The following is a 25,719-nucleotide window of genomic DNA, read 5'->3' on the forward strand; positions in this document are numbered from 1 at the left end:
AGTAACACTATGACTTTTGACCGCCGCATTTTCAATTTCGCTGCGGGGCCCGCTACTTTACCCGAAGAGGTGTTAAAGCAAGCGGCTGATGAAATGCTCAATTGGCGTGGACTGGGCACCAGTGTGATGGAAATCAGCCATCGCAGTAAAGAGTTCATGGAAGTGTATGAAGAGGTGTTGCGAGATTTGCGTACCTTGATGAATATTCCAGATGCTTACGAAATCTTGTTATTACAAGGTGGTGGGCTCGGCCAAAACGCAGCCATCCCAATGAACCTCATGCCTCTGGCCAAGAATGGTCCAAAGGCGGATTACATCGTTACTGGCATATGGTCAGAAAAATCCTATAAAGAAGCCCAGAAGTACGGCATAGCCAATCTGGCTGCAACATCTGCTGCAGAAAAGTTCAATACGATTCCTTTAAGAAGTACTTGGAAACTATCGAATGATGCTGCTTATGTTCTTTACTGTGCTAATGAAACCATTGGTGGTGTTGAGTTTTCAGATGTGCCGGATGTTGGTAGCACTCCTCTCGTTGCCGATATTTCTAGCAACATTCTCTCTAAAGAGATGGATATCAATCGGTGTGCTGTATGGTTTGCTGGAGCCCAAAAGAATATCGGTCCTTCCGGGGTCACCATCGTGATCATCCGTAAAGACTTAATCGGACACAGCATGAGTATTACTCCAACGATCTGGGATTGGGCTATTCAAGCTAATACCCAATCTATGATTAATACTCCGCCGACATTCTCGATTTACATGGCTGGTTTAGGCTTTAAGTGGTTGTTAAAGCAAGGTGGCGTGAAGGTAATTGAGAAGCGTAATCAAGAAAAGGCTGAATTGCTCTACAACTTCTTAGATCAAAGCAGTCTGTATGAAAACCGCGTCACCAAAGAATACCGTTCACGGATGAACGTGACTTTCTTCTTAAAAGATGAGAACCTGAACGCAGAGTTTTTGGCGCAGTCTAATGCTGCTGGTTTGGTTGCTTTGCGAGGTCACAAAGCCGCTGGTGGTATGCGCGCTAGTATTTACAACGCAATGCCCATTGAAGGTGTAAAAGCCTTGATTGAATTTATGCGCGATTTTGAAAGGCGGGCTTAATGAGTACTGAAGAACAGCGCTTAGCTCCCTTGCGGGAAAAAATTGATTCGCTCGATGCGCAGATTTTAGATTTACTGACTCAGCGTGCTAAAGCTGCACAAGAGGTTGGTCATGTAAAAGGCGGCTTCTCCTCTCCAGTCTTTCGTCCTGAGCGTGAGCGTCAGGTTGTTGCTCGCTTGCAGGAGATCAATCAGGGTCCTTTACTTGCAGATGGTATTGCTGCCATCTGGCGTGAAGTGATGTCTGCCTGCAGAGCGCTAGAGGCGCGCCAAACGATTGCTTACCTTGGACCAGTCGGAACTTTTTCAGAGCAAGCAGCGCAGACCTACTTCGGTCATTCGATTGCTGCTTTGCCTTGCGCAAGTTTGGATGAAGTTTTTAAAGCGGTTGAGAAGGGCGCGGCGCAATTTGGCGTTGTTCCAGTCGAGAACTCGAGCGAAGGTGCGATCTCTCGCACACTAGATTTACTATTGGATTCATCGATGCGTATTAGTGGCGAAGTGGTATTACCTATTCGTCATCATTTGCTAACCAAGAGTGGTAATTTAGATGGCGTCACAACGGTTTGTGCTCATGCACAAGCATTGGCACAGTGCCAGCAATGGTTGAGTGTGCATGCTCCACAACTCAAACGACAAGCCGTGAGCAGCAATGCAGAAGCCGCTCGCTTGGCCGCCGCTGATCCAAGCGTGGCTGCAATTGCTGGCGATCCAGCTCAGGAGGCATATGGTTTGCAGGCAGTTGCTGCACAAATTCAGGACGATCCGCATAACCGTACCCGTTTTGTAGTGGTGGGTAACTATGCGTGTCAGCCAACTGGTAAAGACCAAACGTCTTTAGTGCTCTCTGTGGATAATCAACCGGGTGCTGTACATCGCTTATTGGCGCCTTTAGCAAAACATGGTGTATCCATGAATCGTTTTGAATCTCGCCCGGCACGCAAGGGCACTTGGGAATATCACTTCTATATTGATATCGCTGGCCATGCCGATGATGCAAAGGTAATCAAAGCTTTGGATGAGCTCAAGGGTGTTGCAGCTTTTTACAAGAACCTCGGCTCTTACCCACATTCTGCTTAATCGAGTTAAAGATTCAGCGCAAATTTAGTAAACACATTATTAAATCCAAATGACTTCTAAGATTGGTCTAAAACACATTCATGCCATTGCACCTTACGTTGGCGGGCGACCCATCAGCGAGGTTGCACGTGAATATGGCTTAGATGAAAACAAGATTGTGAAGTTGGCTTCCAATGAAAATCCATTGGGTATGCCCAAGTCTGCGCAAGATGCAATGCTTAAGGCAGCAAGCGATTTAGGTCGTTACCCAGATTCCAATGGCTTTGAGTTAAAGAATGTTCTTGCTACCTCCTTGGGTGTGCCAAGCGATTGGATTACTCTAGGTAATGGTAGTAACGACATTTTAGAGTTGGCTGCCCGCGCAGTTGCGCAAGCTGGTGATGAGGTGATCTTCTCTAAACATGCATTTGCGGTTTATCCCCTAGCTACGCAAGCTGTTGGTGCCAAGGCGGTAGAGGTGTCGGGAACTGCTACTTATGGGCACGATCTGCCAGCGATGTTAGCTGCAGTGAAAGCAGCTGGTGATAAAGCGAAGCTAGTATTTGTGGCTAATCCAAATAATCCTACAGGTAGTTATCTCAGTGCAAAAGACATTGAAGACTTCTTGATGGCTGTGCCATCACATGTAGTCGTAGTATTGGATGAGGCCTATAACGAGTACTTAACACCTGAGCAGCGGTATGATGCTATTACTTGGGTGAAGCGTTTCCCCAATATGATTTTGTCTCGTAGCTTCTCCAAGGCTTATGGCCTTGCAGGCCTGCGGATTGGTTATGGCGTTGCCCAACCCCATTTAACCGACTTGCTTAACCGCATTCGTCAACCGTTTAATGTCAATAGTTTGGCGCAGGCTGCAGCGATTGCCGCGTTTCAAGACAAAGCATTTCTGCAAGAAGGTTTTGAGCTCAATTGCGCCGGTTACGAACAACTGACTAAAGCATTCGATCAACTGGGTCTTCAGTATTTGCCTTCTGCTGGCAACTTTGTCTTGGTGAAAGTGGGTGATGACGATCAAGCTGGCGCTCGCATCAATTTGGAATTACTCAAGCGAGGCATCATTGTTCGCCCAGTAGGTAACTATGGTTTGCCACAATGGCTGCGTATCTCCATCGGATTGCCAGAAGAAAATGCGGCATTTATTAATGCCTTAAAAGCGATCCTGAAGTGATAGCAAAATCGGAATTTAAAAAATACTAATGACTATCATCAATCCTGCAAGTAATTACGGCACCGTCACCATTGTTGGTGTTGGCTTGATAGGTGCTTCATTAGGATTGGCGCTAAAAAAAGCTGGTGTGGTTACCAGAGTCTTAGGTGTCGGTCGCAGTAAAGAAAATGTAGATCAAGCGCTGAAGATGGGTGCGATCGACAGTGTGGTGGATTTAGTTGAAGCAGCCAAGCAGTCTGATGTGATTGTGCTTTGTGTTCCAGTAGCGCAAATGCGCGCAGCGTTTGAATTGATGGAGCCTCATCTTGAGCCCCGCACGATGGTTACCGATGCCGGCAGCACTAAAGGCGATGTGATTCTGGCTGCTAAAGAAGTATTAGGAAAAAAGGCGTGTCAGTTTGTACCAGCCCATCCCATTGCAGGTGGTGCTCAGCATGGTGCTAGCGCTGCCAAGGCAGATTTATTCAAAGGCAGGCAAACCATCATTTGCCCTCTACAAGAAAACTCTCCCGAAGATACTGCGTTGATCACCGGCTTTTGGGAGTCCGTTGGTTCCGAAGTGAAAAAGATTGGTGTTGTTCAGCACGATGCCATTTATGCAGCTGTTTCTCACTTGCCACACCTCTTGTCTTATGCCTTGATGGCTAGCGTAGTGAATTCTGAAGATGCTGATCAAAAGCTCGGTCATGTTGGCGCAGGCTTTAAAGATTTCACGCGCATTGCAGCTTCTAGCCCAGAGATGTGGCGAGATATTTGCTTGGGTAATCGCACTGCTATTTTGAAAGAGTTGGATCAGTATTTATTGATCGTCAATCATATGCGCAAGTTGATTTCTGAAAATGATGGTGCTGGTCTAGAAAAATTATTTAACAAGGCGAGTAAAGCCCGTCAAGATTTGGATGCTATTGAATGAGTGGTTTGCCTGATATTAGTATTGGCCCATTTAAGCAAGCACAAGGTTCGATTGTGTTGCCAGGTTCTAAGAGCATTTCAAATCGCGCCTTATTATTAGCAGCGCTTTCTACCGGCACAACTACGCTCAAGAATTTGTTGGATGCGGACGATACGCAAGTGATGCGTAATGCCTTGCGTCAGCTTGGCCTGTCTGTCACTGATCAGGCTGATAAGGTTTGCGTGGTGGAAGGCTGTGGTGGCAAATTTCCAGTGCGCGATGCCGACCTCTTTATGGGTAATGCTGGTACAGCAATACGCCCTTTAACAGCGGCGCTAGCGATGCAAGGTGGTAACTATCGTTTATCTGGCGTTGCACGGATGCATGAAAGACCCATTCGAGATTTAGTAGATGGTTTACGTCAAATGGGCGCGAAGATTGAATACGAATTACAAGAAGACTATCCCCCAATCAAAATCTTGGCGGCGGATATTCAGATTAAAGATGTTGTTAAGGTGCGCGGTGATGTTTCAAGTCAGTTCTTGACAGCATTATTGATGGCTTTACCTTTGGTAGCGAGCCAGCCTGTCCGAATTGAAGTCGTTGGCGAACTGATCTCCCGTCCATATATTGATATCACCTTAAAACTCATGGCGCGCTTCGGCGTGATTGTTGCTTGTCCAAATCCACAATCATTTGTCATTCCCGCAAAAACGTCTGATGTGGTTTATAGAAGTCCAGGTCAATTATCTGTTGAAGGGGATGCTTCCTCTGCTTCTTACTTCCTGGCCCTTGGTGCCATTGGTGGCGGACCTGTGCGAGTACTGGGCGTGGGTAAAGAGAGTATTCAAGGGGATGTTGCTTTTGCGGATGCGCTGGCTTTGATGGGTGCCAATATTACCGCTGGTGAAGATTGGATTGAGGTCGCTGGCGTTAAAAATGCAAACGGCAAGCTCAATGGCATCACGATGGATTGCACTGAGATTCCAGATGCTGCAATGACTTTGGCGGTAGCTGCATTATTTGCAGCAGGCCCCACTCGTTTAAATAGCATTGCCAGTTGGCGTGTCAAAGAAACCGATCGCATCGCCGCGATGGCAAAAGAATTAAAAAAGCTTGGTGCAATTGTTGAAGAAGGCGCTGACTACATTGTTGTTCAGGCGCCAGCATCATCAAATGATTGGAAGTCACCCACCGAAGGTGTTGATACCTACGATGACCATCGGATGGCGATGTGTTTCTCGCTTGCGGCGTTTGGTCCAAACGCGCTCAAGATTAATGACCCTAATTGTGTAGCCAAAACTTTTCCTACTTACTTCGCTGAATTTGCGAAAGTAGTCAGTTAATTCAAGATTGATTTTATGAGCAATTACCCAGTCATCGCGATCGATGGGCCTACTGCCTCAGGTAAGGGCACGGTTGCTGCTTTGGTGGCAGAAACGTTAGGCTTTCATTATTTGGATAGCGGGGCCTTGTATCGCCTAGTTGCCTTGGCGAGTGAACAACAGGGGATAGACGTTAAAAATGGCCCTGAATTAGGCCTTTTAGTCCCTAAGTTATTGATTTCATTTAAAAATGGGCAAATTTTCTTGAATGGTGAGGGTGTGACGGACGCCATTCGTACCGAAAGTATCGGTTTGAGGGCTTCCGCTGTGGCTATTCATCCTGAGGTCAGATCAGCTTTGGTGGGTCTGCAGAGCAGTTTTCGCCAGGCCCCTGGTCTAGTGGCGGATGGTAGAGATATGGCCAGCGTCATATTCCCGGATGCAGTTTTGAAGGTTTTTTTGACTGCTACCGCCGCTGCCAGAGCGGAACGTCGCTATAAGCAATTGATAGCTAAGGGAATTTCTGCTAAACTCTCAGACTTACTGCAGGATTTGCAGGAGCGCGATGCCCGGGATAGTAGTCGAGGTACAGCACCCTTGCTAATTGCAGATGGTGCAAAAGTGCTTGAAACGTCAGATTTATCGATAGATCAAGCAGTTAAGATGGTTTTAGATTGGTATCAATCTGCGATTGCTTAGCTTTGTAAGCAGTAAAAGTAGTGAGAAGTAAGTAGTAGTTTTGGCGTCTTGAGAAACTCCACAACGCGATTATTTCATTAGCGTGTTTCTTTAAGGCTTTTTTAACCTAACCCGTCGGGCCTTCTGACGGCACAAAGTGAATACACATGTCTGAATCATTTGCAGAATTATTTGAAGAATCATTAACCCGCTCGAATATGAAGACCGGCCAAGTTATTTCGGCTGAAGTTCTTCGCATCGACCATAACTTCGTCGTTGTTAACGCTGGCTTAAAGTCTGAAGCGTTTATTCCTGTTGAAGAATTCCATAACGACGCTGGCGAGATTGAAGTAGCTCCTGGCGATTTCGTTTCTGTTGCTATTGACGCACTCGAAAACGGCTATGGCGACACTATCCTCTCTCGTGACAAGGCTAAGCGTCTTGCATCATGGTTGAACTTGGAAAAAGCGCTTGAGCAAGCTGAGATCGTTACCGGTACTGTTACTGGTAAGGTTAAGGGTGGCTTGACTGTGATGGTGAACGGTATCCGCGCATTCTTGCCTGGATCACTCGTTGATACACGTCCAATTAAAGACACTAGCCCTTACGAGGGCAAGACCATGGAGTTCAAAGTTATCAAGCTTGACCGTAAGCGTAACAACGTTGTGTTATCACGTCGTGCGGTGGTTGAAGCGAGCCAAGGTGAAGAGCGTGCTAAGTTGATGTCTAACTTAAAAGAAGGTTCAGTAGTTACTGGCCTCGTGAAGAACATTACGGATTACGGCGCATTCGTTGACCTCGGTGGCATCGATGGCCTCTTGCACATTACCGATTTGGCATGGCGTCGCGTGCGTCACCCAAGCGAGATGTTGACCGTTGGTCAAGAAGTTACCGCAAAGATCTTGAAGTTCGATCAAGAGAAGAACCGTGTTTCACTTGGCGTGAAGCAGCTTGGTGATGATCCATGGGTTGGTATCGCGCGTCGTTACCCACCAAATACCCGTTTATTTGGCAAAGTTACTAACTTGACTGATTACGGCGCATTCGTAGAAATCGAATCTGGTATCGAAGGTTTGGTACACGTTTCTGAAATGGATTGGACCAACAAGAACGTTGCTCCAAGCAAAGCAACTGCATTGGGTACCGAAGTTGAAGTCATGGTTCTCGATATCGATGAAGACAAGCGTCGTATTAGCTTGGGCATCAAGCAGTGCAAAGCAAATCCATGGGAAGAGTTTGCACGTTCACAACAAAAAGGCGACAAGCTTTCTGGCGCAATCAAGTCTATTACCGACTTTGGCGTGTTCATTGGTTTGCCTGGCGGTATAGACGGTTTAGTTCACCTCTCAGACCTCTCATGGAATGAGCCAGGCGAAGAAGCTGTTAAGAAATACAAAAAAGGTGATGAAGTTGAAGCCACCGTATTGGCAATTGATGTTGAGAAAGAGCGTATCTCTCTCGGTATCAAGCAATTGTCTGGTGACCCATTTAACAACTACACCTCTGTGAATGACAAAGGTGCTTTAGTCACTGGTACTGTCAAGGCCGTGGATGCTAAAGGTGCAACCATTCACTTAGCTGATGAAGTTGAAGCTTATTTGCGCGCTTCTGAGATCTCAACAGATCGTGTTGAGGATGCACGCAATGTATTGAAAGAAGGCGATAGCGTTACTGCAATGATCATTAATATTGATCGTAAGTCACGTGCCATCAATCTTTCAATCAAGGCAAAAGACAGCTCTGATCAACAAGATGCAATGAACAAGCTCCAAGGTGATGCGCAGTCTGGCACAACCAATTTGGGTGCTTTGTTGAAAGCAAAAATGGACAATCATGGCTAAATCAATATCGCCGCTTTCCATGAGGAGAGCGGCGGTTTTTTATTGATAGATCATGACAGATCAAGAGCAACAAGCGATTACCCGCTCCGAACTCGTGGAGAGCCTTGCGGAACAGTTCCCGCAGCTTCTGCCTAGGGATGTGGAGTTGGCAGTAAAAACGTTGTTGGACACAATGACTCAAGCATTGGCTGAGGGTAAGCGTATTGAGTTACGCGGTGTGGGAAGTTTTGTACTTCATCATCGCCCAGCACGTACTGGTCGTAATCCAAAGTCTGGCGAGAAGGTATTGATTCCAGAAAAACGCGTTCCGCACTTTAAGCCTGGCAAAGAGTTGCGTGAGCGAGTAGATTACAAGCCATTAAAACAGGCGGGCCCCAAAGAGGGTTCTGGTGCCTAGTATTCTGGCTCATCCTCAGTGGTCCATACGGACCATTTTTTTATTTAGATTCTGTACGCCATGATTCAGATAGCGACATCTTGGTTATTGCTTCTGCCTGTGATGTTTGGCATTGGCTGGTTAGCATCGCGTTGGGATTTGCGCCTTGAGAATCGCATGGATGAGCGTGAGCGCATGCTGCAGCAACGTTCCACCTTTAAGGGCTTAAGTCTCCTGCTGAATGAGCAGCCCGATCAAGCGATTGAAACATTGGTAAAGATTGCGCAATTAGATCCCGAAACGGTGGAATTGCATTTTTCACTGGGCAATTTATTTCGTCGGCGCGGTGAAACTGAGCGAGCCATCAAAGTTCATCAACATTTAGCCAATCGGGATGATTTAAAGCCCCGCGATCGTGATCACGCTGCCTATGAGTTGGGGCGCGACTTCTTGCGTGCAGGCTTACTGGATCGTGCTGAGGCATCACTCAATCGTGTTGGTGATGGTAAGTTTGCGGTCCCTGCCAAGGAAAGTCTTTTAGAGATATATCAAGTAGAGCGTGATTGGAAAAAAGCTATCATCGCCGCTACTGAGCTTGAGGGCTTGCAAGGTAAATCGCATCAAACTGAGATTGCTCAGTTCCATTGCGAACTGGGGCAAGACGCCTTGCGTCGTAAAGACCTCACTGATAGTAAGCAGTCGATTGAGCGCGCTCTACAAGCTGTGCCTAATCACGCTCGTGCTTTGATATTGCAGGGCGATTACTTAATGGCCTTAGAGCGTCTAGCGCAAGCTATTGAAGCGTGGAGTTTGGTTGCTGCATCTCATCCTGCTTACATGCATTTATTGGCAGATCGTTGGATGGTGGCACATGCTGCTCTTGGTAAAGAAAACGAGGGGCTTGAGCGCCTCTGTGAATTGCTGAAGACGCAAGCTTCTGGTGAGCTCTTGGATATTGTTCACAAGCAGGTCATGAAAATACGGGGCCCGCAAGCAGCTGATGCGATGTTGTCTGAAGTGATGCAGTATTCACCTAGTTTGAGTGCTTTATCTAAGCTAGCTGAGACCCGTTTGGCCTTGGAGGAGGGCAGTGCCAAACCAGAAAGACTTGCTGAGTTGCAATCCATCCTCAATCTCTTGCGTCAACGCACGACGAGTTTGGCGCGCTATACCTGCGGCAATTGTGGTTTCCGTGCCCGGAGATTTTATTGGCAGTGTCCTGGTTGTAATCATTGGGAGGCTTATTCCCCAAGGCGTTCTGAAGGTGTCGCACCTAGCGGTCCTTCCATGTAAAGATTAATGGAATCGTCATCAAGTTATAGTTCAATGATGATTGTTCAATAAACATAAGAAAAGTTGGAGCTATTTTGAAAGTTACGATCATAGGCAGTGGTTACGTAGGTTTGGTTACCGGCGCTTGTCTTGCAGAGCAAGGTAATAATATTTTTTGCCTAGACTTGGATCCGAAGAAGATTGAAATCCTCAATTCTGGTGGTGTACCCATTTACGAGCCGGGCTTAAAGGAAATGATTGAGCGCAATCGCGCTGCTGGCCGCCTGCAGTTTTCTACGGATATCGCTGCTTCTGTAGCACATGGAGATGTTCAATTTATTGCAGTAGGCACTCCGCCAGATGAGGACGGGTCTGCTGACCTACAGTATGTTGTTGTTGCTGCGCGCAATATTGGTCGTCATATGAGCAGTGCTAAGGTGATTGTTGATAAATCTACGGTGCCGGTCGGTACGGCAGATAAAGTATCGGCAGCGATTACAGAAGAGTTAGAGAAAAGAGGTTTGTCTGCTGAACTCTGCTCGGTTGTTTCGAATCCAGAGTTCTTAAAAGAAGGTGCCGCCGTAGAAGACTTTATGCGCCCTGATCGTATTGTGATTGGCACTGAAAATACCCCAGCAGGTTTGCGTGCCAAAGAGCAAATGCGTAAACTCTATGCGCCTTTTAACCGCCATCATGAGCGTACCTATTACATGGACGTCAAAAGTGCAGAATTAACAAAGTATGCTGCTAATGCGATGCTAGCAACTCGCATTTCTTTTATGAATGAATTGGCTAACTTGGCTGATTTGGTTGGTGCGGATATTGAAGCAGTTCGTCAAGGTATTGGTTCTGACTCACGCATTGGCTTTGGTTTCTTATATCCAGGTACTGGTTATGGTGGCTCTTGTTTCCCAAAAGATGTCTCAGCTTTATCTAAGACTGCCAAAGAGCACGGACGTGATCTCAAGATTTTGGATGCGGTTGAGGCAGTCAATGAGATTCAAAAGTATGTTTTGGTTGAGAAGATTGAAAAGCGCTTCGGTAAAGATCTTTCTAAGATGAAATTTGCTTTATGGGGCCTTGCATTTAAGCCCAATACTGATGACATGCGCGAAGCACCAAGTCGCGTGATCATTCAAGAGTTGGTGAAGCGTGGTGCAACTGTGGTTACCCATGACCCAGTAGCGATGCCAGAAGCAAAGCATTGCTTAGAGGTGGATTTCAAAGGAAATCCAGAGGGTCTAAAGAAAGTATCAATGGTTGCCGATCCAATGGCTGCTTTAGATGGTTGTGATGCACTCGTGATCGTTACCGAGTGGAAGGCATTCCGCAGTCCAGATTTTGATGCCGTTCTGCAAAAATTAGTTCACCCAATCATATTTGATGGACGTAATCTCTATGAACCACAAGCCATGGATGAGTTAGGTATTGAATACCATGGCATTGGGCGACATAATTGAGCTAAATCAAAAAATATCAAGTCTTCAAATGGAAAAAGTCAATCGCGAACAGTTTTCTAAAGCACGCCTGCTAGTAGTCGGTGACGTGATGCTAGATCGTTATTGGTTTGGTGATACGAATCGCATTTCTCCTGAGGCGCCTGTCCCAGTGGTGCAGGTGGGTAAGATTGATGAACGTTTGGGTGGTGCTGCAAACGTCGCTCGTAACGTCGCTGCTTTAGGTGCACAAACCACTATTCTCGGTATTGTTGGTCAAGACGAGCCAGGTCACCGAGTCATTGATTTACTCAAGTCTGGTGGCGTTGATAGTCAATTAGAGATTGACCCTAAAGCGCCAACGATTGTGAAGTTGCGTGTCATTGCGCGACAGCAGCAGTTAATTCGTTTAGATTTTGAAGAAACGCCGAGTGAAAAAGCTTTAGCGCATAAATTAGAGCGTTTTGAGAAGTTGGTTGGCTCTGCTGACGTCGTTATCCTCTCTGATTACGGCAAAGGCGCCTTAGGTCAAGTAGCGCATATGATTGAGCAAGCTAGAGCGCAAAATAAAGTGATCTTGGTTGATCCTAAGGGCGAAGATTATGAAAAATATCGTGGTGCCACGGTCTTAACTCCGAATCGCAGCGAGTTGCGCCAAGTGGTTGGTCAGTGGACGAGTGAGGAAGACCTCACCCGCAGAGCGCAAGATCTCAGAAGATCACTTAATTTACAGGCACTTCTCTTGACGCGTTCTGAAGAGGGGATGAGTTTATATACCGAAGCAGGTGTTAGTCATGTTAAGGCTCAAGCACGTGAAGTATTTGATGTATCGGGTGCTGGAGATACTGTGATTGCAACTCTAGCGGTTGCTTTGGCTGCGAAGTGGCCTTTAGAAAAGGCGATGGCCTTAGCCAACCGTGCTGGTGGTATTGTGGTTGGTAAGCTCGGTACTGCTACCGTTACTTCAGAGGAATTACAGTGACTATTATCGTAACTGGCGCTGCTGGTTTTATTGGGGCCAATATTGTTCAAGCGCTTAATGCCCGTGGCGAGAAAAACATCATCGCTGTAGATGATTTGCGTCCTGCTGATAAGTATCGCAACCTTGCCGATCTAGACATTATTGATTACCTTGATAAAGATGAATTTCTAGAAGCTTTTAGAAGTGGTCGGTTCGGAAAAGTAAAGGCAGTCTTTCATGAAGGTGCTTGCTCGGACACTATGGAGACTGATGGCATTTTTATGATGGCGAATAACTATCGCTACACCATGGATTTGTTGGACATCTGTACAGCGCAAAAAGTACAACTACTCTACGCCTCTTCAGCAGCCACTTACGGTGGATCCGATATTTTTGTTGAGAGTCGCGAACATGAGAAGCCACTCAATATCTATGGCTACTCTAAATTCTTGTTTGATCAAGTGATGCGTAAGCGCTTTGCTGAAAATGCTAATACCGCCCAAGTAGTTGGTTTCCGTTACTTCAACGTCTACGGTCCCCGTGAATCGCATAAAGGCCGTATGGCTTCAGTAGCTTTTCATCAATACCACCAATACAAAGCTAACGGCCACGTCAAACTCTTTGGCGAATACGGTGGTTATGGTCCAGGCGAACAAAGTCGTGACTTTGTTTCTGTTAAAGACGTCGTCAAAGTGAATTTATTTTTCTTAGATCATCCAGAAATCAGTGGCATCTTCAATTTGGGTAGTGGTCGTGCTCAGCCATTTAATGATGTGGCACATGCAGTTGCAAATTCAATGCGCAAGCTGGATAAGGCAAAACCTGCCAGCCTACAAGAGTTGGTCAAGGAAAAAGCAATTGAGTACATTCCGTTTCCGGATGCGCTCAAAGGTAAGTATCAGTGTTTTACTCAAGCAGATTTAACAAAACTGCGCGCTGCTGGCTACAAAGAACCCTTCCTAGATGTTGAGCAAGGTGTCAGTCGTTATATTGAGTGGTTGGAAGCCAATTCTGGTTTCTTAGCCAACCCACTGTAAGCTAGTCAACCCAATACTTTTTTCTTCGTTATAAGCGATCCACGTGCACTTTGTGTCCGTGGATTTTTTGTTTACTACGGAGAATATATGACGAAAAGTTTTCATATAAGAAGTGCTGGCTTGATGAGATCTGCCTTGGTTTCTGCAGTTTTAGCAATGACTTCCCTAGGGCTTGCTAACGCTTCACCCATTAATGTCAATACAGCAACCCAATCTGAATTAGAAAGTATTAAAGGAATTGGTCCATCTAAAGCAAGAACGATTATTAGCGAGCGTACCGATGGCGGTCATTTTCAAGATGCTAATGATTTACAGAAGCGAGTCCGCGGCATTGGCATGAAATCCGTTGAAAAAATGGTGGATAACGGTTTAACTATTGAAGCCCCTGGTTCCTTTCGGGAGCCTAATGGTCGTACCAAGAAGGATGGCGGAGCCTCTGGCCGACGCAATTCGCGTCATCAAGCTGGTAGCCGCAATCAGCCGGAGCGTACGACGCCACATCGCCGAAATTAAGCCCTTCAGAGTGTAGGCTTGCTTATGGCTAAAATGGGCTCATGAGCAAACCTTCTTACCTAACGATTTCACAAACTGTTGGCAACACCCCATTGGTGCGCTTGCAGCGTATTCCCGGTTTAGAAAACGAGAATCGTAACAATGTCATTTTAGGTAAGCTAGAAGGCAACAATCCAGCCGGGTCGGTAAAAGACCGACCTGCGCTGTCGATGATCATGCGCGCACAAGAGCGTGGCGAAATTAAACCTGGTGATACCTTGATTGAGGCAACCAGTGGCAATACTGGTATAGCCTTAGCAATGACTGCAGCCATGCTGGGTTACAAGATGGTCTTGGTAATGCCTGAAAACCAAAGTATTGAACGACGTCAAAGTATGGCGGCCTACGGTGCAGAACTCATTTTGACTGCTGCATCTGGTGGCATGGAGTTTGCAAGAGATTACGCGCTCCAACTTCAGCGCGAGGGGCGTGGTAGATTATTAGATCAATTTGCCAACTCGGATAATCCCAGAGCCCATATTGAAACTACGGGCCCAGAGATTTGGCGCGATACCGATGGGCAAGTCACTCACTTTGTCTCTGCGATGGGCACCACCGGCACAATCACTGGTGTATCGACTTATCTCAAGTCAATGAATCCTGCCATTCAGATTATTGGTGCCCAGCCTGAAGAGGGCTCACAGATTCCCGGTATTCGGAAGTGGGCGCCAGAGTATTTACCAAAGATTTACCAGGGCGATCGGGTTGATCGTATTGAGTATGTCACGCAGGCAGACGCAGAAGACATGGCAAGACGCTTGGCAGTGGAAGAAGGAATCTTCTGCGGCATCTCGGCAGGTGGAGCGCTAGTGGTAGCTTTGCGCATTGCACGCCAAGTGGAAAACGCCACTATCGTTTTCATAGTTTGCGATCGCGGTGATCGCTATTTATCGACAGGCGTATTCCCTGCTTAATTTGGTTTAGTTTTTTTTTGGCGTTAGATTTCTTTGAATTCTTAACCTTTGATTTATCTGCAGAGCTTTTTTGATCTGCTGCTTTCGCTAGTGCTTCATTTGATAAGGTAGTTGGTACTACGCTTTGGTTCTTATAACCTAGTGCTTCTGCAAACTCTGCCACACTCTGAGCGTAGAAATAACTGCGGTTGTACTGAACAATGGTTAAGAAATTATTTAAACCCACAAAATACTGTGCTTGATCGAGTCCGTCTTTGTAGGGGTAGGGCAGATCCACAATCAAGGCTTTACTTTGGGGTTCCACCCCACCACTTTGAAGATCGCCTTGTTGAGGCAATAGGATGCCCTGCTCAATTAGTTCTGCAACGGTGTATTTCAGTTGTGGTTCACCATCAGCCCATTGCTTTGCAACTGGTATTGCGTTTTCTTGTACAGGAAAAGAAATCGGCATGCCTGCTTGCCAACCATGTTGCTTCATAAAGTTCGCTACGCTCGCGATCGCATCTTTAGGACTTTGTTTAAGATCAATGCGTCCATCGCCGTCACCATCAACAGCAAAACTGCGGATACTGCTGGGCATAAATTGTGGCAAGCCAATCGCTCCAGCATAAGAGCTGTTTTGATTGAGGCAGGTATTAAAGCGAGTCACATTTACGCCTCGGATACTATTTTTGGCTGGCAACTTACCGCCAGCTTCTGTCCAGCACAGCAGGATCAGTTCTTGAAGTTGATCCTTAAAAAGCTGCTCGCGGGCAGGCTTATTAGGGGTATCGGGATAGCTGAAGGCGAGTGTTGACAACACATCCTTGACTCGAAAATTACCAGTCTGACGCCCATAAATAGTCTCAATTCCAATAATGGCGACAATCATCTCTGCTGGCACCCCTGAGTCTTGCTCTACCTGACTTAAAAAGGCGCGGTTTTCATCCCAAAAGGCCTTTCCAGCCTTGAGGCGCACTGGCTCAATAAAGCGTTTGCGATACGCTAGCCAATTTTTCTTAAAAGTGCCCGATGGGGGTAATACCAATTTGCGGATAGAGGGAATCGTTTTAGCATCAAGAAAGCCGTTTTCTAGGGTCTGCAGCGGGATTTCTTGGGTTTGTGAGACTTGGTTTAATAGGGTACTCAGGTTTTGGCTGTAACGTGCTTCGGTGATCGCATCATCGGCTTGGTTTACGATGGGTTGTTGGGTATTACTTTGTTGCGAAGGACTGCTCGAGCAGGCCCCAAGTAACAGTGCGAGCAGTAGGTGGCAGACCCGTAAGTTCATGCGCCAGAGCAAGGATTGTTGAGAATTAAGCACCATTAATTAGAGTATAAAAAATACAGTTTTGCTATTAAGGATTACAGCTAATGACAACAGGATACATAACTCACCCAGACTTTCTGAAACATGAGATGGGTAGTCATCACCCAGAGTGCCCTGAAAGGATTCAAGCTATCAATGACCAGATGATTCGTAGTGGGGTAGATCGCTTCTTGCATCACCTCGATGCGCCATTGGCTAGCGAAGATCAACTAGAACTGGTGCACAGTCCTGATCACGTTGCTTTCGTCAAAGAGAAAGCTCCCCAAAGTGGGTATGCCATGCTCGATGGCGATACCATCATGAATCCCCATACATGGCAGGCTTCCTTGCGTGCTGCTGGGGCAGCGATTGCCGGGGTAGATGCTGTCATGAAGGGTGAGGTTGAAAATGTCTTTTGTGCAGTAAGACCCCCAGGGCATCATGCCGAACCTACCCGTTCAATGGGATTTTGCTTATTTGATAACGTGGCTATTGCCGCTCGTTATGCCATGGAAGCCTACGGTCTTGAACGCGTGGCCATTATTGATTTTGATGTGCACCATGGCAATGGCACAGAAGCCGCATTTTTCAATGACCCGAGTGTTTTGATGTGTAGCTTTTTCCAGCATCCGTTTTATCCCTATAGCGGTCTTGATCGTGCTGACAATATGGTGAACGTACCTTTGCCGGCAGCGACTCGTGGAGACGTGGTGCGCTCGATTGTGGAAGAGCAATGGCTACCAGTGCTCCGCAACTTTGAGCCCCAACTCATCATCATTTCAGCTGGATTTGATGCGCATCGCGAAGATGATCTTGGTCAAATGGGTTTGGTTGAGGATGACTATGTTTGGATCACCAAGCGCTTGAAGGAGATTGCGCATGAATATGCTAACAATCGCATTGTCAGTTGCTTAGAGGGTGGTTATAACTTATCAGCCTTAGGTCGAAGCGTTGTTGCTCATGTTAAAGCCTTGGCTGATATTTAAAGCGTTACAAGAAAAACGGTTATTCAAAGATTGAAAGCAAAAGATGGCAAATATTTATGAGCAAGGTTTAGATCGTAATCCTGCAAATTACACCCCTATTACTCCACTCTTGTTTTTAGAAAGATCTGCCGAGATCTATCCGAAGAAGGTTGCCGTTATCCATGGCAAGTTACGTCAAACTTGGGCGCAAACCTACGAGCGTTGCCGCCGCTTGGCTAGCGCCTTACAAAAGCATGGCATTGGTCTTGGCGATACTGTTGCTGTCATGTTGCCGAATACGCCACCGATGGTGGAGGCGCACTTCGGTATTCCGATGGCAGGTGCAGTATTAAATGCCTTAAACACCCGCTTAGACCCAGAGTCCATCGCCTTCATGTTGAATCATGGCGAAGCAAAGGTCGTGATTATAGATCCTGAGTTTTCAGGAGTAATGAAGAAAGCTTTAGAGATTGCCAAGAAAGATAGTGGTCGTGAATTCTTAGTCATTGATGTCGAAGAAAAAGAGCACGACGTTGCAGGTGAGAGGCTAGGCAAGCTTACTTATGAGCAATTACTGGCAGAAGGAGACCCTCAATTTGCGTGGCAAGTACCTGCTGATGAGTGGCAAGCGATTTGCTTGAACTACACCTCCGGCACTACAGGTAACCCTAAGGGAGTGGTCTATCACCATCGTGGCGCAGCCATTAATGCTGTTTCAAATGTACTCGATTGGGATATGAATAAGCATCCCATCTATTTGTGGACTTTGCCAATGTTTCATTGCAATGGTTGGTGTTTCCCTTGGACGATTGCTGCTCGTGCTGGTATTAACGTGTGTTTGCGTCGCGTAGATGCGCAACATATCTTTGCTGCTATCAAAGAGCATAGCGTGACCCACTACTGCGCAGCACCGATTGTGCATAACCTCTTGGTCAATGCCCCAGATGAGCTTAAGGCTGGAGTGCCAGCGGGCGTCAAAGGTCTTATTGCTGGGGCTGCGCCACCTGCTTCGATTATTGAAGGTATGGAGAAGTTAGGCTTTGATCTAACCCATGTCTATGGTTTAACAGAAGTGTATGGCCCTGCTGCTGTTTGCGTTAAACAAGATGAATGGAATGATGTGGATATCAGCGAGCGTGCCCGTTTGAATGCCCGTCAAGGTGTGCGCTATCACATGCAACAAGCGATCGATGTACTCAATCCAGAAACGCTAGAGCCTGTTCCCGCTGATGGTGAGACGATGGGTGAGATTATGTTTAAGGGCAACATTGCAATGAAGGGCTACCTGAAGAATGAGAAAGCTACGCAAGAAGCCTTCGAGGGTGGCTGGTTTCACTCAGGTGACTTAGCAGTAAAGAGTGCCGATGGTTATGTCAAGATCAAAGACCGTAGCAAAGACATCATAATTTCTGGGGGTGAGAATATTTCTTCGATTGAGGTGGAAGACGTGCTCTATCGCCATCCAGCCGTGATTGCTGCGGCAGTGGTAGCAAAACCCGATCCAAAGTGGGGTGAGACCCCTTGCGCTTTCTTAGAAATCAAGCCTGGTGTCGAGGTAACCCCGGCTGACATCATCGCCCATTGCAAACAGCACTTAGCAGGCTTTAAGGTTCCGAAAGCGATTGTTTTTGGAGAGCTGCCGAAGACTTCAACTGGAAAAATCCAGAAGTTCGAGCTGCGCAAGCAGGCTGGCTCGGCCACTGCTATTGATGTCTAGTTCAATAGAGAGGGCGGTAAAATAAGGGTTACCCGATTTTTTAGATAAATATCGTTTTTGAAGCGTTTGAGGATTGTGAAAGTCAGATGAAGATCTTAGTTGCAGTGAAACGCGTTGTTGATTACAACGTCAAAGTACGTGTGAAGTCAGATAATTCTGGTGTCGATATTGCGAACGTCAAGATGAGCATGAACCCCTTTGACGAAATCGCAGTAGAAGAAGCAGTCAGACTCAAAGAAGCTGGTATTGCTACTGAAGTTGTAGTGGTGACTGCAGGCGTAACTCAATGCCAAGAAACTTTGCGTACAGCCTTAGCTATTGGTGCGGATCGCGCTATTTTGGTAGAGGCTGATACTGAGTTGCAACCTTTGGCAGTAGCCAAGATTCTCAAGGCGCTTTCAGAAAAAGAACAAGCACAAATTATTATTCTCGGTAAGCAGGCGATTGATGACGATAGCAACCAGACTGGTCAGATGTTGGCAAGCTTATTAGATATTCCGCAAGCAACTTTTGCCTCTAAGGTGGTGATTGCGGATGGCAAAGCTACTGTGACTCGTGAAGTAGATGGTGGCTTAGAAACGATTGCACTGTCATTGCCGGCAGTCATCACGACTGACCTTCGTCTCAATGAACCCCGCTATGTGACCTTGCCTAATATCATGAAGGCAAAGAAGAAGACGATTGATATTGTGAAGCCAGAAGACTTAGGTATTGATATTGCGCCTCGCCTCAAAACTCTCAAAGTAGAAGAGCCTCCTAAGCGCAGCGCTGGTGTGATGGTTGCTGATGTAACTGCTCTTGTTGAAAAACTCAAAAATGAAGCGAAGGTGATTTAAATGGCTGCTCTTGTTATAGCTGAACACGATAATCAATCATTAAAGGCGGCTACCTTCAATGCAGTTGCAGCTGCTTTGCAATGCTCTCCCGAAGTAGACGTGCTAGTTGCTGGTAACGGTGCTGATGTTGTAGCTACAGCCGCATCCAAAATAGCGGGTGTCCGCAAGGTGATCCAGATTGATGCCTTAAATCTAGCGGATCAATTAGCAGAACCTTTAGCTGCGCAGATTTTGTCGCTAGCTGGTAACTACAGCCACTTATTGGCACCTGCTACTGCTAGTGGTAAGAATGTCATGCCACGCGTTGCTGCAAAGTTAGATGTTGCGCAGCTTTCTGACATTACTAAAGTCGTGAGCGCTGATACTTTTGAGCGTCCGATCTATGCGGGTAATGCTATTGCTACTGTTCAGTCGAGTGATACAGTCAAGGTGATTACTGTGCGTACGACGGGCTTTGATCCTGTTGCTGCTTCTGGTGGGTCTGCTGCGATTGATAAAGTGGCTGCTACTGATAACGCAGGTAAATCTGCTTTTGTCGGTCGTGAGCTGACTAAATCAGATCGTCCAGAACTGACTGCAGCCAAGATCATCGTATCTGGCGGCCGTGGTTTAGGCTCTGGCGAAAAGTATCAAGAGTTAGTAGTGCCTTTGGCTGATAAGTTAGGCGCTGCCTTAGGCGCCTCACGTGCTGCCGTAGATGCGGGCTATGTACCCAATGACTATCAAGTCGGTCAAACTGGCAAGATCGTCGCTCCCCAGTTATATGTTGCCGTAGGTATCTCTGGCGCTATTCAGCACTTGGCTGGCATGAAGGATTCTAAAGTGATCGTGGCCATTAACAAAGATCCAGAAGCGCCGATTTTTGGTGTTGCTGATTATGGTTTGGTTGCCGATCTCTTTACTGCTGTTCCAGAATTGACGAAAGCACTCTCGTAATTTTGAATAGCCCACCTGATTCGAATCCATAGGAGTTGTCATGCCATATGTAGCCCCCGTGAAAGACATGTTGTTTGTAATGAATGAGCTTGCGGGGCTATCAGATGTAGTGGCTTACCCATCCTATGCAGAAGCAGGTGCTGATGTTGATCTTGCGCCAGCAATTCTAGAAGAGTCTGCAAAATTTAATCAGGATGTCGTTGCCCCACTCAATTGGCCTGGCGATCAACAGCCAAGCTCATTCAAAGATGGCGTAGTGACTACGACTCCTGGGTTCAAAGAAGCATTTGAACAATTTGCTGCTGCTGGTTGGCAGGGCGTCATTCATCCGGCAGAATTTGGTGGTCAAGGTTTGCCAAAACTCATTGCTACTGCCTGCTTTGAAATGGTTCACTCAGCCAGCCTCTCTTTTGCTTTATGTCCGATGCTCACTGATGGTGCTATTGAGGCATTGCTCACAGCAGCAAGCCCAGAACTCCAAGAGCAATTTGTCCCGAGCATGATTTCTGGGGAATGGACAGGCTCGATGTGTTTGACGGAGCCCCAAGCAGGTTCTGATTTATCGATGGTGCGTTCTAAGGCTGTACCTGAGGGCGATGGTAGCTATAAGATCTTTGGGACCAAGATCTATATCACCTACGGTGATCATGATATGGCCAAGAACATTACTCATTTGGTTTTGGCTAGGACGCCTGATGCACCAGAGGGTGTTAAAGGGATTTCATTATTCGTGGTGCCGAAGTTCTTAGTCAATGCAGATGGCTCATTAGGTGAGCGTAATGATGTGCATTGTGTATCGATTGAGCATAAGCTCGGAATTAAGGCGAGCCCAACCGCGGTACTGCAGTTTGGCGATCATGGTGGCGCCACCGGCTATTTAGTTGGTGAAGAGAACCGCGGTCTGGAATATATGTTTGTGATGATGAACGCTGCGCGTTTTGCAGTGGGGATGCAAGGTGTTGCGGTCGCAGAGCGCGCTTATCAAAAGGCCGTGCAATATGCTAAAGATCGCGTTCAAAGTCGTGATCTCGCTGGCTCTCCTGGTCCTGTAGCGATTATTCATCAGCCTGATGTGAAACGGATGTTGATGACTATGCGCGCTTATGTAGAAGCTTCACGTGCCTTGGCATACTATGCTGCTGCTGCATACGATGCACAGCATGCTGCACCAGATGCAGCAGTGCGTAAAGCAAATCAAGTAATCTATGAATTCTTAGTGCCGATTGTGAAGGGCTTCTCTACGGAGATGTCGATTGAGGTGGCGAGCCTGGGTGTACAAGTCCATGGCGGTATGGGCTTTATTGAAGAGACTGGTGCTGCACAACACTATCGTGATGCTCGTATTCTGACGATTTATGAAGGGACGACAGCCATTCAGGCAAATGACTTGGTCGGTAGAAAAACTGTCCGTGATGGCGGTGCTATTGCAAAAGTACTGTCACAAAAAATTGCCGAAACGGAAAAAGAGTTAGCAGCTAGTGCTAGTGCTGATGCGAAAGCAGTTCTCAAGCAATTGACTGTTGGGCGTGCTGCGTTCGATGAAGCGGTTGCTTATATTTTGGCGCATGCAAAGACGGACACTAAAGCGGTATACGCCGGTAGCTTTGCTTACTTACGTTTATCAGGTTTAGTCTTCGGAGGATGGCAAATGGCGCGTGGCTTATTAGCAGCCGAACGTTTGCGCGATAGCGATCCAACTTTCTATAAGACGAAGATTGCAACGGCGCGCTTCTTTGCGGAAAACTTGCTACCGCAGGCACAGGCCTTAGCCACCTCGATTATTGAAGGTGGTTACTCTACCAATGCACTAGAGCTTGAGCAGTTCTAAAATATTGGCAATTCGTAAATCACGAAAGCTATTTGCTATTACTGGGATAGCTTTCTGGCTTCTTGGAGTTGAGAAATAAAGAATTGCTCAAAGGCTATAGCCAAAAAGGTCATCATGACACCCGCACCCAGTACTAAGGAAAAGATGACAGTAAGAATCACTAGCCAACCCGATTGACTGCGCTCAGGTTCTGCAATGCCGGGATTAAATTGCGCATCCCATTTTTCATCGGGGCGTAAACCAAAGGTAATCGTAGTGAGCCAGCTGGCCTCAATCGCAATAAAACCAAAGGTCAGCAGTACCCAGCCAGGTCCTGAATGAAAGTGCGCATCTTTGAGTAGACCCCAGCCAACAAAGCCTCCAAACAATGCGAGTAACTGTGTCCAGGCCCAGAAGGATTTGAGTCCCTGCAAGTAAAAACAATTGAGGCCAGTGCCTGGAAAAAATAATCCGAGTGCACAAAAAAGAAGTTTGGATTTTTTCATCAAGATATCAATACTCATTTATTTTATTTATTGGTAACAGGCCGTTGGGTAAAGCTCAGCACTTCACGATCGGTGCCGATCATGAGTAATTGATCGCCATTGCGAACGATGCTGCGATAGTCATTGAGTTCATAAAGGAAATCATTTTCTAATTCCATGCGTTGCGGAGTGCAGGCCATTTTGGTGCTAGCAATTTTGCTCAAGCTAAAGCCTCGTGCATCTTCATTCAGCTCCGCAGTAAAGCGATTGCATCCAGTAGATCCGCTAACCCTTTGCCCATTCGCATCAAAGTTCATTTGAATAGGGTTGCTCGCTTCCCCCTGTGGAATTTGGCGTGCACGAACTTCACCATTGCTATTGGGGGGTAAGTTCCAGCGAGTGAGCTCCCACCGGGTATTGCGCAGTTCGCTGCTCGGAGGACTAATTTTGGCGCCACAAGGCGGAATCACATTTGCGCAAGCGCTCAAAAGCCCTAGTCCTACGCAAGAAAGTGCGATCCAGAGGCGATTTAAAGAGCCACGATTGTGGGTGGATCGTGTTGTTTTATCGGACATATCGGTATAAGTAATTGATTTATATGTATTTTTTATATTGATTTGGATTCTATTCTACTGTCTTGGGCACTTAAATAGGTGGAAGAAGTAGGGGTTTTCGTCTAGAATATGAGGTTTTCCGCTTTACCGTACGTTTAGTTGGTGAGCTGGAGCCCAAGATTTTTGTAGAAATTTCATTGGGTTGTAATCAACCTGTTTTCATTTTTAGATTTTAAGGAATAAGTATGGTCGTCATTCGACTGGCACGCGGCGGCTCTAAGAAGCGCCCTTTTTACAGCATTGTTGCTACTGATAAGCGCAACCGTCGCGACTCGAACTTTATCGAGCGCATTGGTTACTTCAATCCACAAGCAGCTGAATCTGAGCAAGCCATGCGCATTGCTCAAGATCGTTTGACTTATTGGACTGGCGTTGGTGCGCAAGTATCTCCAACGGTTGTTCGTTTAATTAAGAACAATCCCGCTGCTTAATATTCTGTTGCTAAATGCTTCATCTTTGAGATGATGCATTTAGTGGCGAAATTGTTGGTGGTTTATTTTGGGAAAATAAGGTGACTTGCAAATGAGCACACCTTCCCTAAATGATTTGATTGAACTTGGCGCCATTTCTGAGGCGCAAGGTTTGCAGGGGCAAGTGAAGGTTAGACCTCACTCATCAGACCCTGTAGCACTTCTCTCTTCTAAGACAGTTTGGTTGTCCTTGATCCCACGTCGGGATACTGGCGTTTCTGTGTCTGTAGAACAAGCCTCTTTGACGCAATACAAAGTAAAAAGCACCAAGATGCACAGCGGTAATGTCGTGCTTGCATTAGATGGTGTTACTGATCGTGATCAGGCCCTGGCATTAAAAGGTGCGCGCATATTAGTGGCCCGTGATGCATTTCCAAAAGCGGATAGTGATTCTTATTACTGGGTCGATCTGATTGGTTGCCAGGCAATCAATTTGCAACATGAGGCGCTAGGTGAAGTGCTCGATGTCACTGAAAATGGTGCTCATGGTGTGATTGCTATTGGTGATTCCGCCTCTAAAGAGATCAAATATCTTGTACCCTTTGTCAAAGAAGTAGTGCAAAACGTCGACTTACCAAATCAAGTGATTACGCTTGATTGGCAATTAGACTGGCAATAAAACTAAACCATATTCAAGAAACAACCCATGCGCTTTGATGTCGTGACCTTATTTCCCGAGATGTTTACTGCACTCACACATTGGGGTGTCACTGGTCGTGCCTGTGAGCAATCATTAGCGAGTGTTCATTTGTGGAATCCACGAGACTTTTGTTCTGATGCGCGTAAGACAGTGGACGATCGTGCCTATGGGGGCGGTCCAGGCATGGTGATGATGGCAAAGCCCCTCGAAGACACTATTGCAGGGATTAAGGCGGCTCATCAGGCTGCTGGAACTCAAGCGGGCCCTATTTGCTTGTTGGCGCCCCAAGGAGAGCGCTTCTCCCAAAAAATGGCTTCAGATATCTTAAATGACGGCAATCTGAGCTTGGTTTGTGGTCGATATGAGGCCATAGACCAACGTTTTGTGGATCGCAATGTCGATTTACAGATATCCATAGGCGATTTTGTGCTGTCTGGGGGCGAAATCCCTGCTATGGCCATCATGGATGCGGTTATTAGGCTTATTCCTGGGGCTCTCGGAGATGGCGAATCTGCCACCCAGGATAGCTTTATGAATGGTCTTTTGGACTATCCGCACTACACCAGGCCTGAGATTTATGAAAATTTATCGGTGCCGGACGTGCTTTTAGGCGGACATCACGCTAAAATAGCAGATTGGCGTCGGCAGAAGTCTTTAGAGCTGACGTTCAGGTTAAGGCCGGATTTAATTGAATCGGCTAGAGCCAATGGGTTGCTAACCCGAGAAGATGAACAATTTCTTCGCTCGCTGTGAATACTTTTAGTGGTGCGCAGTTGTGAATGAGTGGTTTAGTTTTTGGTTTAGTGAAATTGTTTTAACTACATCCTCTATTAGGTCCGTTGATTTAGGTCTCGGGATTAAACGCTAATACGATGTTTAAGGATTAAAAATGAATTTAATTGAAAAAATTGAGCAAGAAGAAATTGCTCGCTTGAGTGCTAATAAAACTTTGCCAAGCTTTGCGCCTGGCGATACAGTGGTTGTTAGCGTAAATGTGGTTGAAGGTACACGTAAGCGTACCCAGGCCTTTGAAGGCGTTGTGATTGCTAAACGCAATCGCGGACTTAATTCTAGCTTTATCGTGCGCAAGATTTCTTCTGGTGAAGGCGTTGAGCGTACTTTCCAAACATACTCACCATTGATCGCTAGCGTTGAAGTAAAGCGTCGTGGTGATGTCCGTCGTGCAAAGTTGTACTACTTGCGTGATCGTTCTGGTAAGTCTGCACGTATTAAAGAAAAGCTTCAGGCTCGCACTAAGGCAGTGGCTGCTCCAGCTGCTGAATAATTGCTGCTTTGATGCAATAAAAAAGGCGGCCTAGGTCG

At 46.6% G+C, this 25,719-nt stretch carries 25 protein-coding genes and 1 pseudogene; 23 read left to right on the top strand and 3 right to left on the bottom strand.

The features are described from left to right. The first annotated feature begins 9 nt into the window (after positions 1–9). The 14 genes and pseudogenes from serC to cysM all read left to right on the top strand — a co-directional run bounded on the left by serC (position 10) and on the right by cysM (position 14,638). Complete coding sequence (serC, locus tag ICN35_RS05395; RefSeq protein ID WP_216124918.1) at positions 10–1,107, top strand: 3-phosphoserine/phosphohydroxythreonine transaminase; 1,098 nt, start codon at positions 10–12, stop codon at positions 1,105–1,107. Next, entirely contained in the window at positions 1,107–2,186 is a 1,080-nt protein-coding gene (gene pheA / locus ICN35_RS05400; protein ID WP_216124919.1) for a prephenate dehydratase, read from the top strand. Before serC ends, pheA begins: the two co-directional genes overlap by 1 nt. A gap of 49 nt (positions 2,187–2,235) precedes the next feature. Further along, positions 2,236–3,354 (top strand): histidinol-phosphate transaminase, encoded by a 1,119-nt coding sequence (gene hisC / locus ICN35_RS05405; RefSeq protein WP_216124923.1) that lies wholly within the window; start codon positions 2,236–2,238, stop codon positions 3,352–3,354. Between the two features lie 28 nt (positions 3,355–3,382). Continuing rightward, positions 3,383–4,267 carry a prephenate dehydrogenase/arogenate dehydrogenase family protein gene (locus ICN35_RS05410; RefSeq protein WP_216124925.1) on the top strand — a complete coding sequence of 295 codons (885 nt, stop codon included), beginning with the start codon at positions 3,383–3,385 and terminating at the stop codon, positions 4,265–4,267. A gap of 5 nt (positions 4,268–4,272) precedes the next feature. Then, a complete protein-coding gene (gene aroA, locus ICN35_RS05415; protein WP_216125400.1) occupies positions 4,273–5,592 on the top strand; it encodes a 3-phosphoshikimate 1-carboxyvinyltransferase in 1,320 nt (439 codons plus the stop codon). Positions 5,593–5,607: 15 nt separating this feature from the next. After that, positions 5,608–6,270 carry a (d)CMP kinase gene (cmk, locus tag ICN35_RS05420; RefSeq protein ID WP_216124933.1) on the top strand — a complete coding sequence of 221 codons (663 nt, stop codon included), beginning with the start codon at positions 5,608–5,610 and terminating at the stop codon, positions 6,268–6,270. A 146-nt stretch (positions 6,271–6,416) separates the two neighbouring features. Beyond that, the gene (rpsA, locus tag ICN35_RS05425; protein ID WP_216124935.1) at positions 6,417–8,090 is read left to right on the top strand and encodes a 30S ribosomal protein S1; all 1,674 of its coding nucleotides are present in this window, start codon (positions 6,417–6,419) and stop codon (positions 8,088–8,090) included. A gap of 52 nt (positions 8,091–8,142) precedes the next feature. Next, positions 8,143–8,481: pseudogene (locus tag ICN35_RS05430) on the top strand (integration host factor subunit beta); the annotation flags it as partial. 66 nt (positions 8,482–8,547) lie between these two features. Beyond that, positions 8,548–9,759 carry a lipopolysaccharide assembly protein LapB gene (gene lapB / locus ICN35_RS05435; RefSeq protein WP_216124943.1) on the top strand — a complete coding sequence of 404 codons (1,212 nt, stop codon included), beginning with the start codon at positions 8,548–8,550 and terminating at the stop codon, positions 9,757–9,759. Positions 9,760–9,833: 74 nt separating this feature from the next. Further along, a complete protein-coding gene (locus ICN35_RS05440) occupies positions 9,834–11,198 on the top strand; it encodes a UDP-glucose/GDP-mannose dehydrogenase family protein (protein ID WP_216124944.1) in 1,365 nt (454 codons plus the stop codon). Between the two features lie 28 nt (positions 11,199–11,226). Next, complete coding sequence (gene rfaE1 / locus ICN35_RS05445; RefSeq protein WP_216860818.1) at positions 11,227–12,156, top strand: D-glycero-beta-D-manno-heptose-7-phosphate kinase; 930 nt, start codon at positions 11,227–11,229, stop codon at positions 12,154–12,156. Next, positions 12,153–13,172, top strand: coding sequence for an ADP-glyceromanno-heptose 6-epimerase (rfaD, locus tag ICN35_RS05450; protein ID WP_216124946.1), 1,020 nt, complete (start codon positions 12,153–12,155; stop codon positions 13,170–13,172). Before rfaE1 ends, rfaD begins: the two co-directional genes overlap by 4 nt. Before the next feature lie 87 nt (positions 13,173–13,259). Beyond that, a complete protein-coding gene (locus ICN35_RS05455) occupies positions 13,260–13,685 on the top strand; it encodes a helix-hairpin-helix domain-containing protein (RefSeq protein WP_216124948.1) in 426 nt (141 codons plus the stop codon). Between the two features lie 41 nt (positions 13,686–13,726). Beyond that, entirely contained in the window at positions 13,727–14,638 is a 912-nt protein-coding gene (gene cysM, locus ICN35_RS05460; RefSeq protein WP_215318539.1) for a cysteine synthase CysM, read from the top strand. Here the strand turns inward: cysM and ICN35_RS05465 are convergent. After that, on the bottom strand, positions 14,583–15,941 hold the full coding sequence (locus ICN35_RS05465) for a lytic transglycosylase domain-containing protein (RefSeq protein WP_370625664.1): 1,359 nt from the start codon (positions 15,939–15,941) through the stop codon (positions 14,583–14,585). The genes cysM and ICN35_RS05465 overlap by 56 nt on opposite strands. Before the next feature lie 50 nt (positions 15,942–15,991). Here ICN35_RS05465 and ICN35_RS05470 point away from each other — a divergent pair, with 50 nt between their 5' ends. From ICN35_RS05470 to ICN35_RS05490, 5 genes are all read left to right on the top strand, one after another. Next, positions 15,992–16,912, top strand: coding sequence for a histone deacetylase family protein (locus tag ICN35_RS05470; protein WP_216124950.1), 921 nt, complete (start codon positions 15,992–15,994; stop codon positions 16,910–16,912). 43 nt (positions 16,913–16,955) lie between these two features. Then, entirely contained in the window at positions 16,956–18,608 is a 1,653-nt protein-coding gene (locus ICN35_RS05475) for an acyl-CoA synthetase (RefSeq protein WP_216124958.1), read from the top strand. Positions 18,609–18,694: 86 nt separating this feature from the next. Beyond that, positions 18,695–19,444, top strand: a complete 750-nt coding sequence (locus ICN35_RS05480; RefSeq protein WP_216124960.1) for an electron transfer flavoprotein subunit beta/FixA family protein — start codon at positions 18,695–18,697, stop codon at positions 19,442–19,444. Then, on the top strand, positions 19,445–20,380 hold the full coding sequence (locus tag ICN35_RS05485) for an electron transfer flavoprotein subunit alpha/FixB family protein (protein ID WP_216124962.1): 936 nt from the start codon (positions 19,445–19,447) through the stop codon (positions 20,378–20,380). It abuts the gene before it with no gap. Between the two features lie 40 nt (positions 20,381–20,420). After that, positions 20,421–22,208 carry an acyl-CoA dehydrogenase gene (locus tag ICN35_RS05490; protein ID WP_216124964.1) on the top strand — a complete coding sequence of 596 codons (1,788 nt, stop codon included), beginning with the start codon at positions 20,421–20,423 and terminating at the stop codon, positions 22,206–22,208. Between the two features lie 38 nt (positions 22,209–22,246). On the opposite strand, the gene ICN35_RS05495 is transcribed toward ICN35_RS05490, so the two are convergent. After that, on the bottom strand, positions 22,247–22,711 hold the full coding sequence (locus tag ICN35_RS05495; protein ID WP_255535725.1) for a hypothetical protein: 465 nt from the start codon (positions 22,709–22,711) through the stop codon (positions 22,247–22,249). Positions 22,712–22,716: 5 nt separating this feature from the next. After that, complete coding sequence (locus ICN35_RS05500; protein WP_216124966.1) at positions 22,717–23,247, bottom strand: META domain-containing protein; 531 nt, start codon at positions 23,245–23,247, stop codon at positions 22,717–22,719. A 224-nt stretch (positions 23,248–23,471) separates the two neighbouring features. On the opposite strand from ICN35_RS05500, the gene rpsP reads away from it, so the two are divergent. The 4 genes from rpsP (at position 23,472) to rplS (ending at position 25,681) form a co-directional block, all read left to right on the top strand. Continuing rightward, a complete protein-coding gene (rpsP, locus tag ICN35_RS05505) occupies positions 23,472–23,717 on the top strand; it encodes a 30S ribosomal protein S16 (protein WP_068948964.1) in 246 nt (81 codons plus the stop codon). A gap of 91 nt (positions 23,718–23,808) precedes the next feature. Beyond that, the gene (gene rimM / locus ICN35_RS05510) at positions 23,809–24,375 is read left to right on the top strand and encodes a ribosome maturation factor RimM (protein WP_216124968.1); all 567 of its coding nucleotides are present in this window, start codon (positions 23,809–23,811) and stop codon (positions 24,373–24,375) included. Positions 24,376–24,402: 27 nt separating this feature from the next. After that, positions 24,403–25,149, top strand: coding sequence for a tRNA (guanosine(37)-N1)-methyltransferase TrmD (gene trmD / locus ICN35_RS05515; RefSeq protein WP_216124970.1), 747 nt, complete (start codon positions 24,403–24,405; stop codon positions 25,147–25,149). A gap of 136 nt (positions 25,150–25,285) precedes the next feature. Then, positions 25,286–25,681, top strand: coding sequence for a 50S ribosomal protein L19 (gene rplS / locus ICN35_RS05520; protein ID WP_215318522.1), 396 nt, complete (start codon positions 25,286–25,288; stop codon positions 25,679–25,681). Positions 25,682–25,719 lie beyond the last annotated feature (38 nt).

The organism is Polynucleobacter sp. es-GGE-1 (assembly GCF_018882005.1).
Classification (GTDB): Bacteria; Pseudomonadota; Gammaproteobacteria; order Burkholderiales; family Burkholderiaceae; genus Polynucleobacter.

Coding starts and splice junctions, on each gene's coding strand:
- serC (WP_216124918.1), top strand. CDS start 10: ATGACTTTTGACCGCCGCATTTTCAATTTCGCTGCGGGGCCCGCTACT.
- pheA (WP_216124919.1), top strand. CDS start 1,107: ATGAGTACTGAAGAACAGCGCTTAGCTCCCTTGCGGGAAAAAATTGAT.
- hisC (WP_216124923.1), top strand. CDS start 2,236: ATGACTTCTAAGATTGGTCTAAAACACATTCATGCCATTGCACCTTAC.
- ICN35_RS05410 (WP_216124925.1), top strand. CDS start 3,383: ATGACTATCATCAATCCTGCAAGTAATTACGGCACCGTCACCATTGTT.
- cmk (WP_216124933.1), top strand. CDS start 5,608: ATGAGCAATTACCCAGTCATCGCGATCGATGGGCCTACTGCCTCAGGT.
- rpsA (WP_216124935.1), top strand. CDS start 6,417: ATGTCTGAATCATTTGCAGAATTATTTGAAGAATCATTAACCCGCTCG.
- lapB (WP_216124943.1), top strand. CDS start 8,548: ATGATTCAGATAGCGACATCTTGGTTATTGCTTCTGCCTGTGATGTTT.
- rfaE1 (WP_216860818.1), top strand. CDS start 11,227: ATGGAAAAAGTCAATCGCGAACAGTTTTCTAAAGCACGCCTGCTAGTA.
- ICN35_RS05455 (WP_216124948.1), top strand. CDS start 13,260: ATGACGAAAAGTTTTCATATAAGAAGTGCTGGCTTGATGAGATCTGCC.
- cysM (WP_215318539.1), top strand. CDS start 13,727: ATGAGCAAACCTTCTTACCTAACGATTTCACAAACTGTTGGCAACACC.
- ICN35_RS05470 (WP_216124950.1), top strand. CDS start 15,992: ATGACAACAGGATACATAACTCACCCAGACTTTCTGAAACATGAGATG.
- ICN35_RS05475 (WP_216124958.1), top strand. CDS start 16,956: ATGGCAAATATTTATGAGCAAGGTTTAGATCGTAATCCTGCAAATTAC.
- ICN35_RS05480 (WP_216124960.1), top strand. CDS start 18,695: ATGAAGATCTTAGTTGCAGTGAAACGCGTTGTTGATTACAACGTCAAA.
- ICN35_RS05485 (WP_216124962.1), top strand. CDS start 19,445: ATGGCTGCTCTTGTTATAGCTGAACACGATAATCAATCATTAAAGGCG.
- ICN35_RS05490 (WP_216124964.1), top strand. CDS start 20,421: ATGCCATATGTAGCCCCCGTGAAAGACATGTTGTTTGTAATGAATGAG.
- ICN35_RS05495 (WP_255535725.1), bottom strand. CDS start 22,711: ATGAGTATTGATATCTTGATGAAAAAATCCAAACTTCTTTTTTGTGCA.
- ICN35_RS05500 (WP_216124966.1), bottom strand. CDS start 23,247: ATGTCCGATAAAACAACACGATCCACCCACAATCGTGGCTCTTTAAAT.
- rpsP (WP_068948964.1), top strand. CDS start 23,472: ATGGTCGTCATTCGACTGGCACGCGGCGGCTCTAAGAAGCGCCCTTTT.
- rimM (WP_216124968.1), top strand. CDS start 23,809: ATGAGCACACCTTCCCTAAATGATTTGATTGAACTTGGCGCCATTTCT.
- trmD (WP_216124970.1), top strand. CDS start 24,403: ATGCGCTTTGATGTCGTGACCTTATTTCCCGAGATGTTTACTGCACTC.
- rplS (WP_215318522.1), top strand. CDS start 25,286: ATGAATTTAATTGAAAAAATTGAGCAAGAAGAAATTGCTCGCTTGAGT.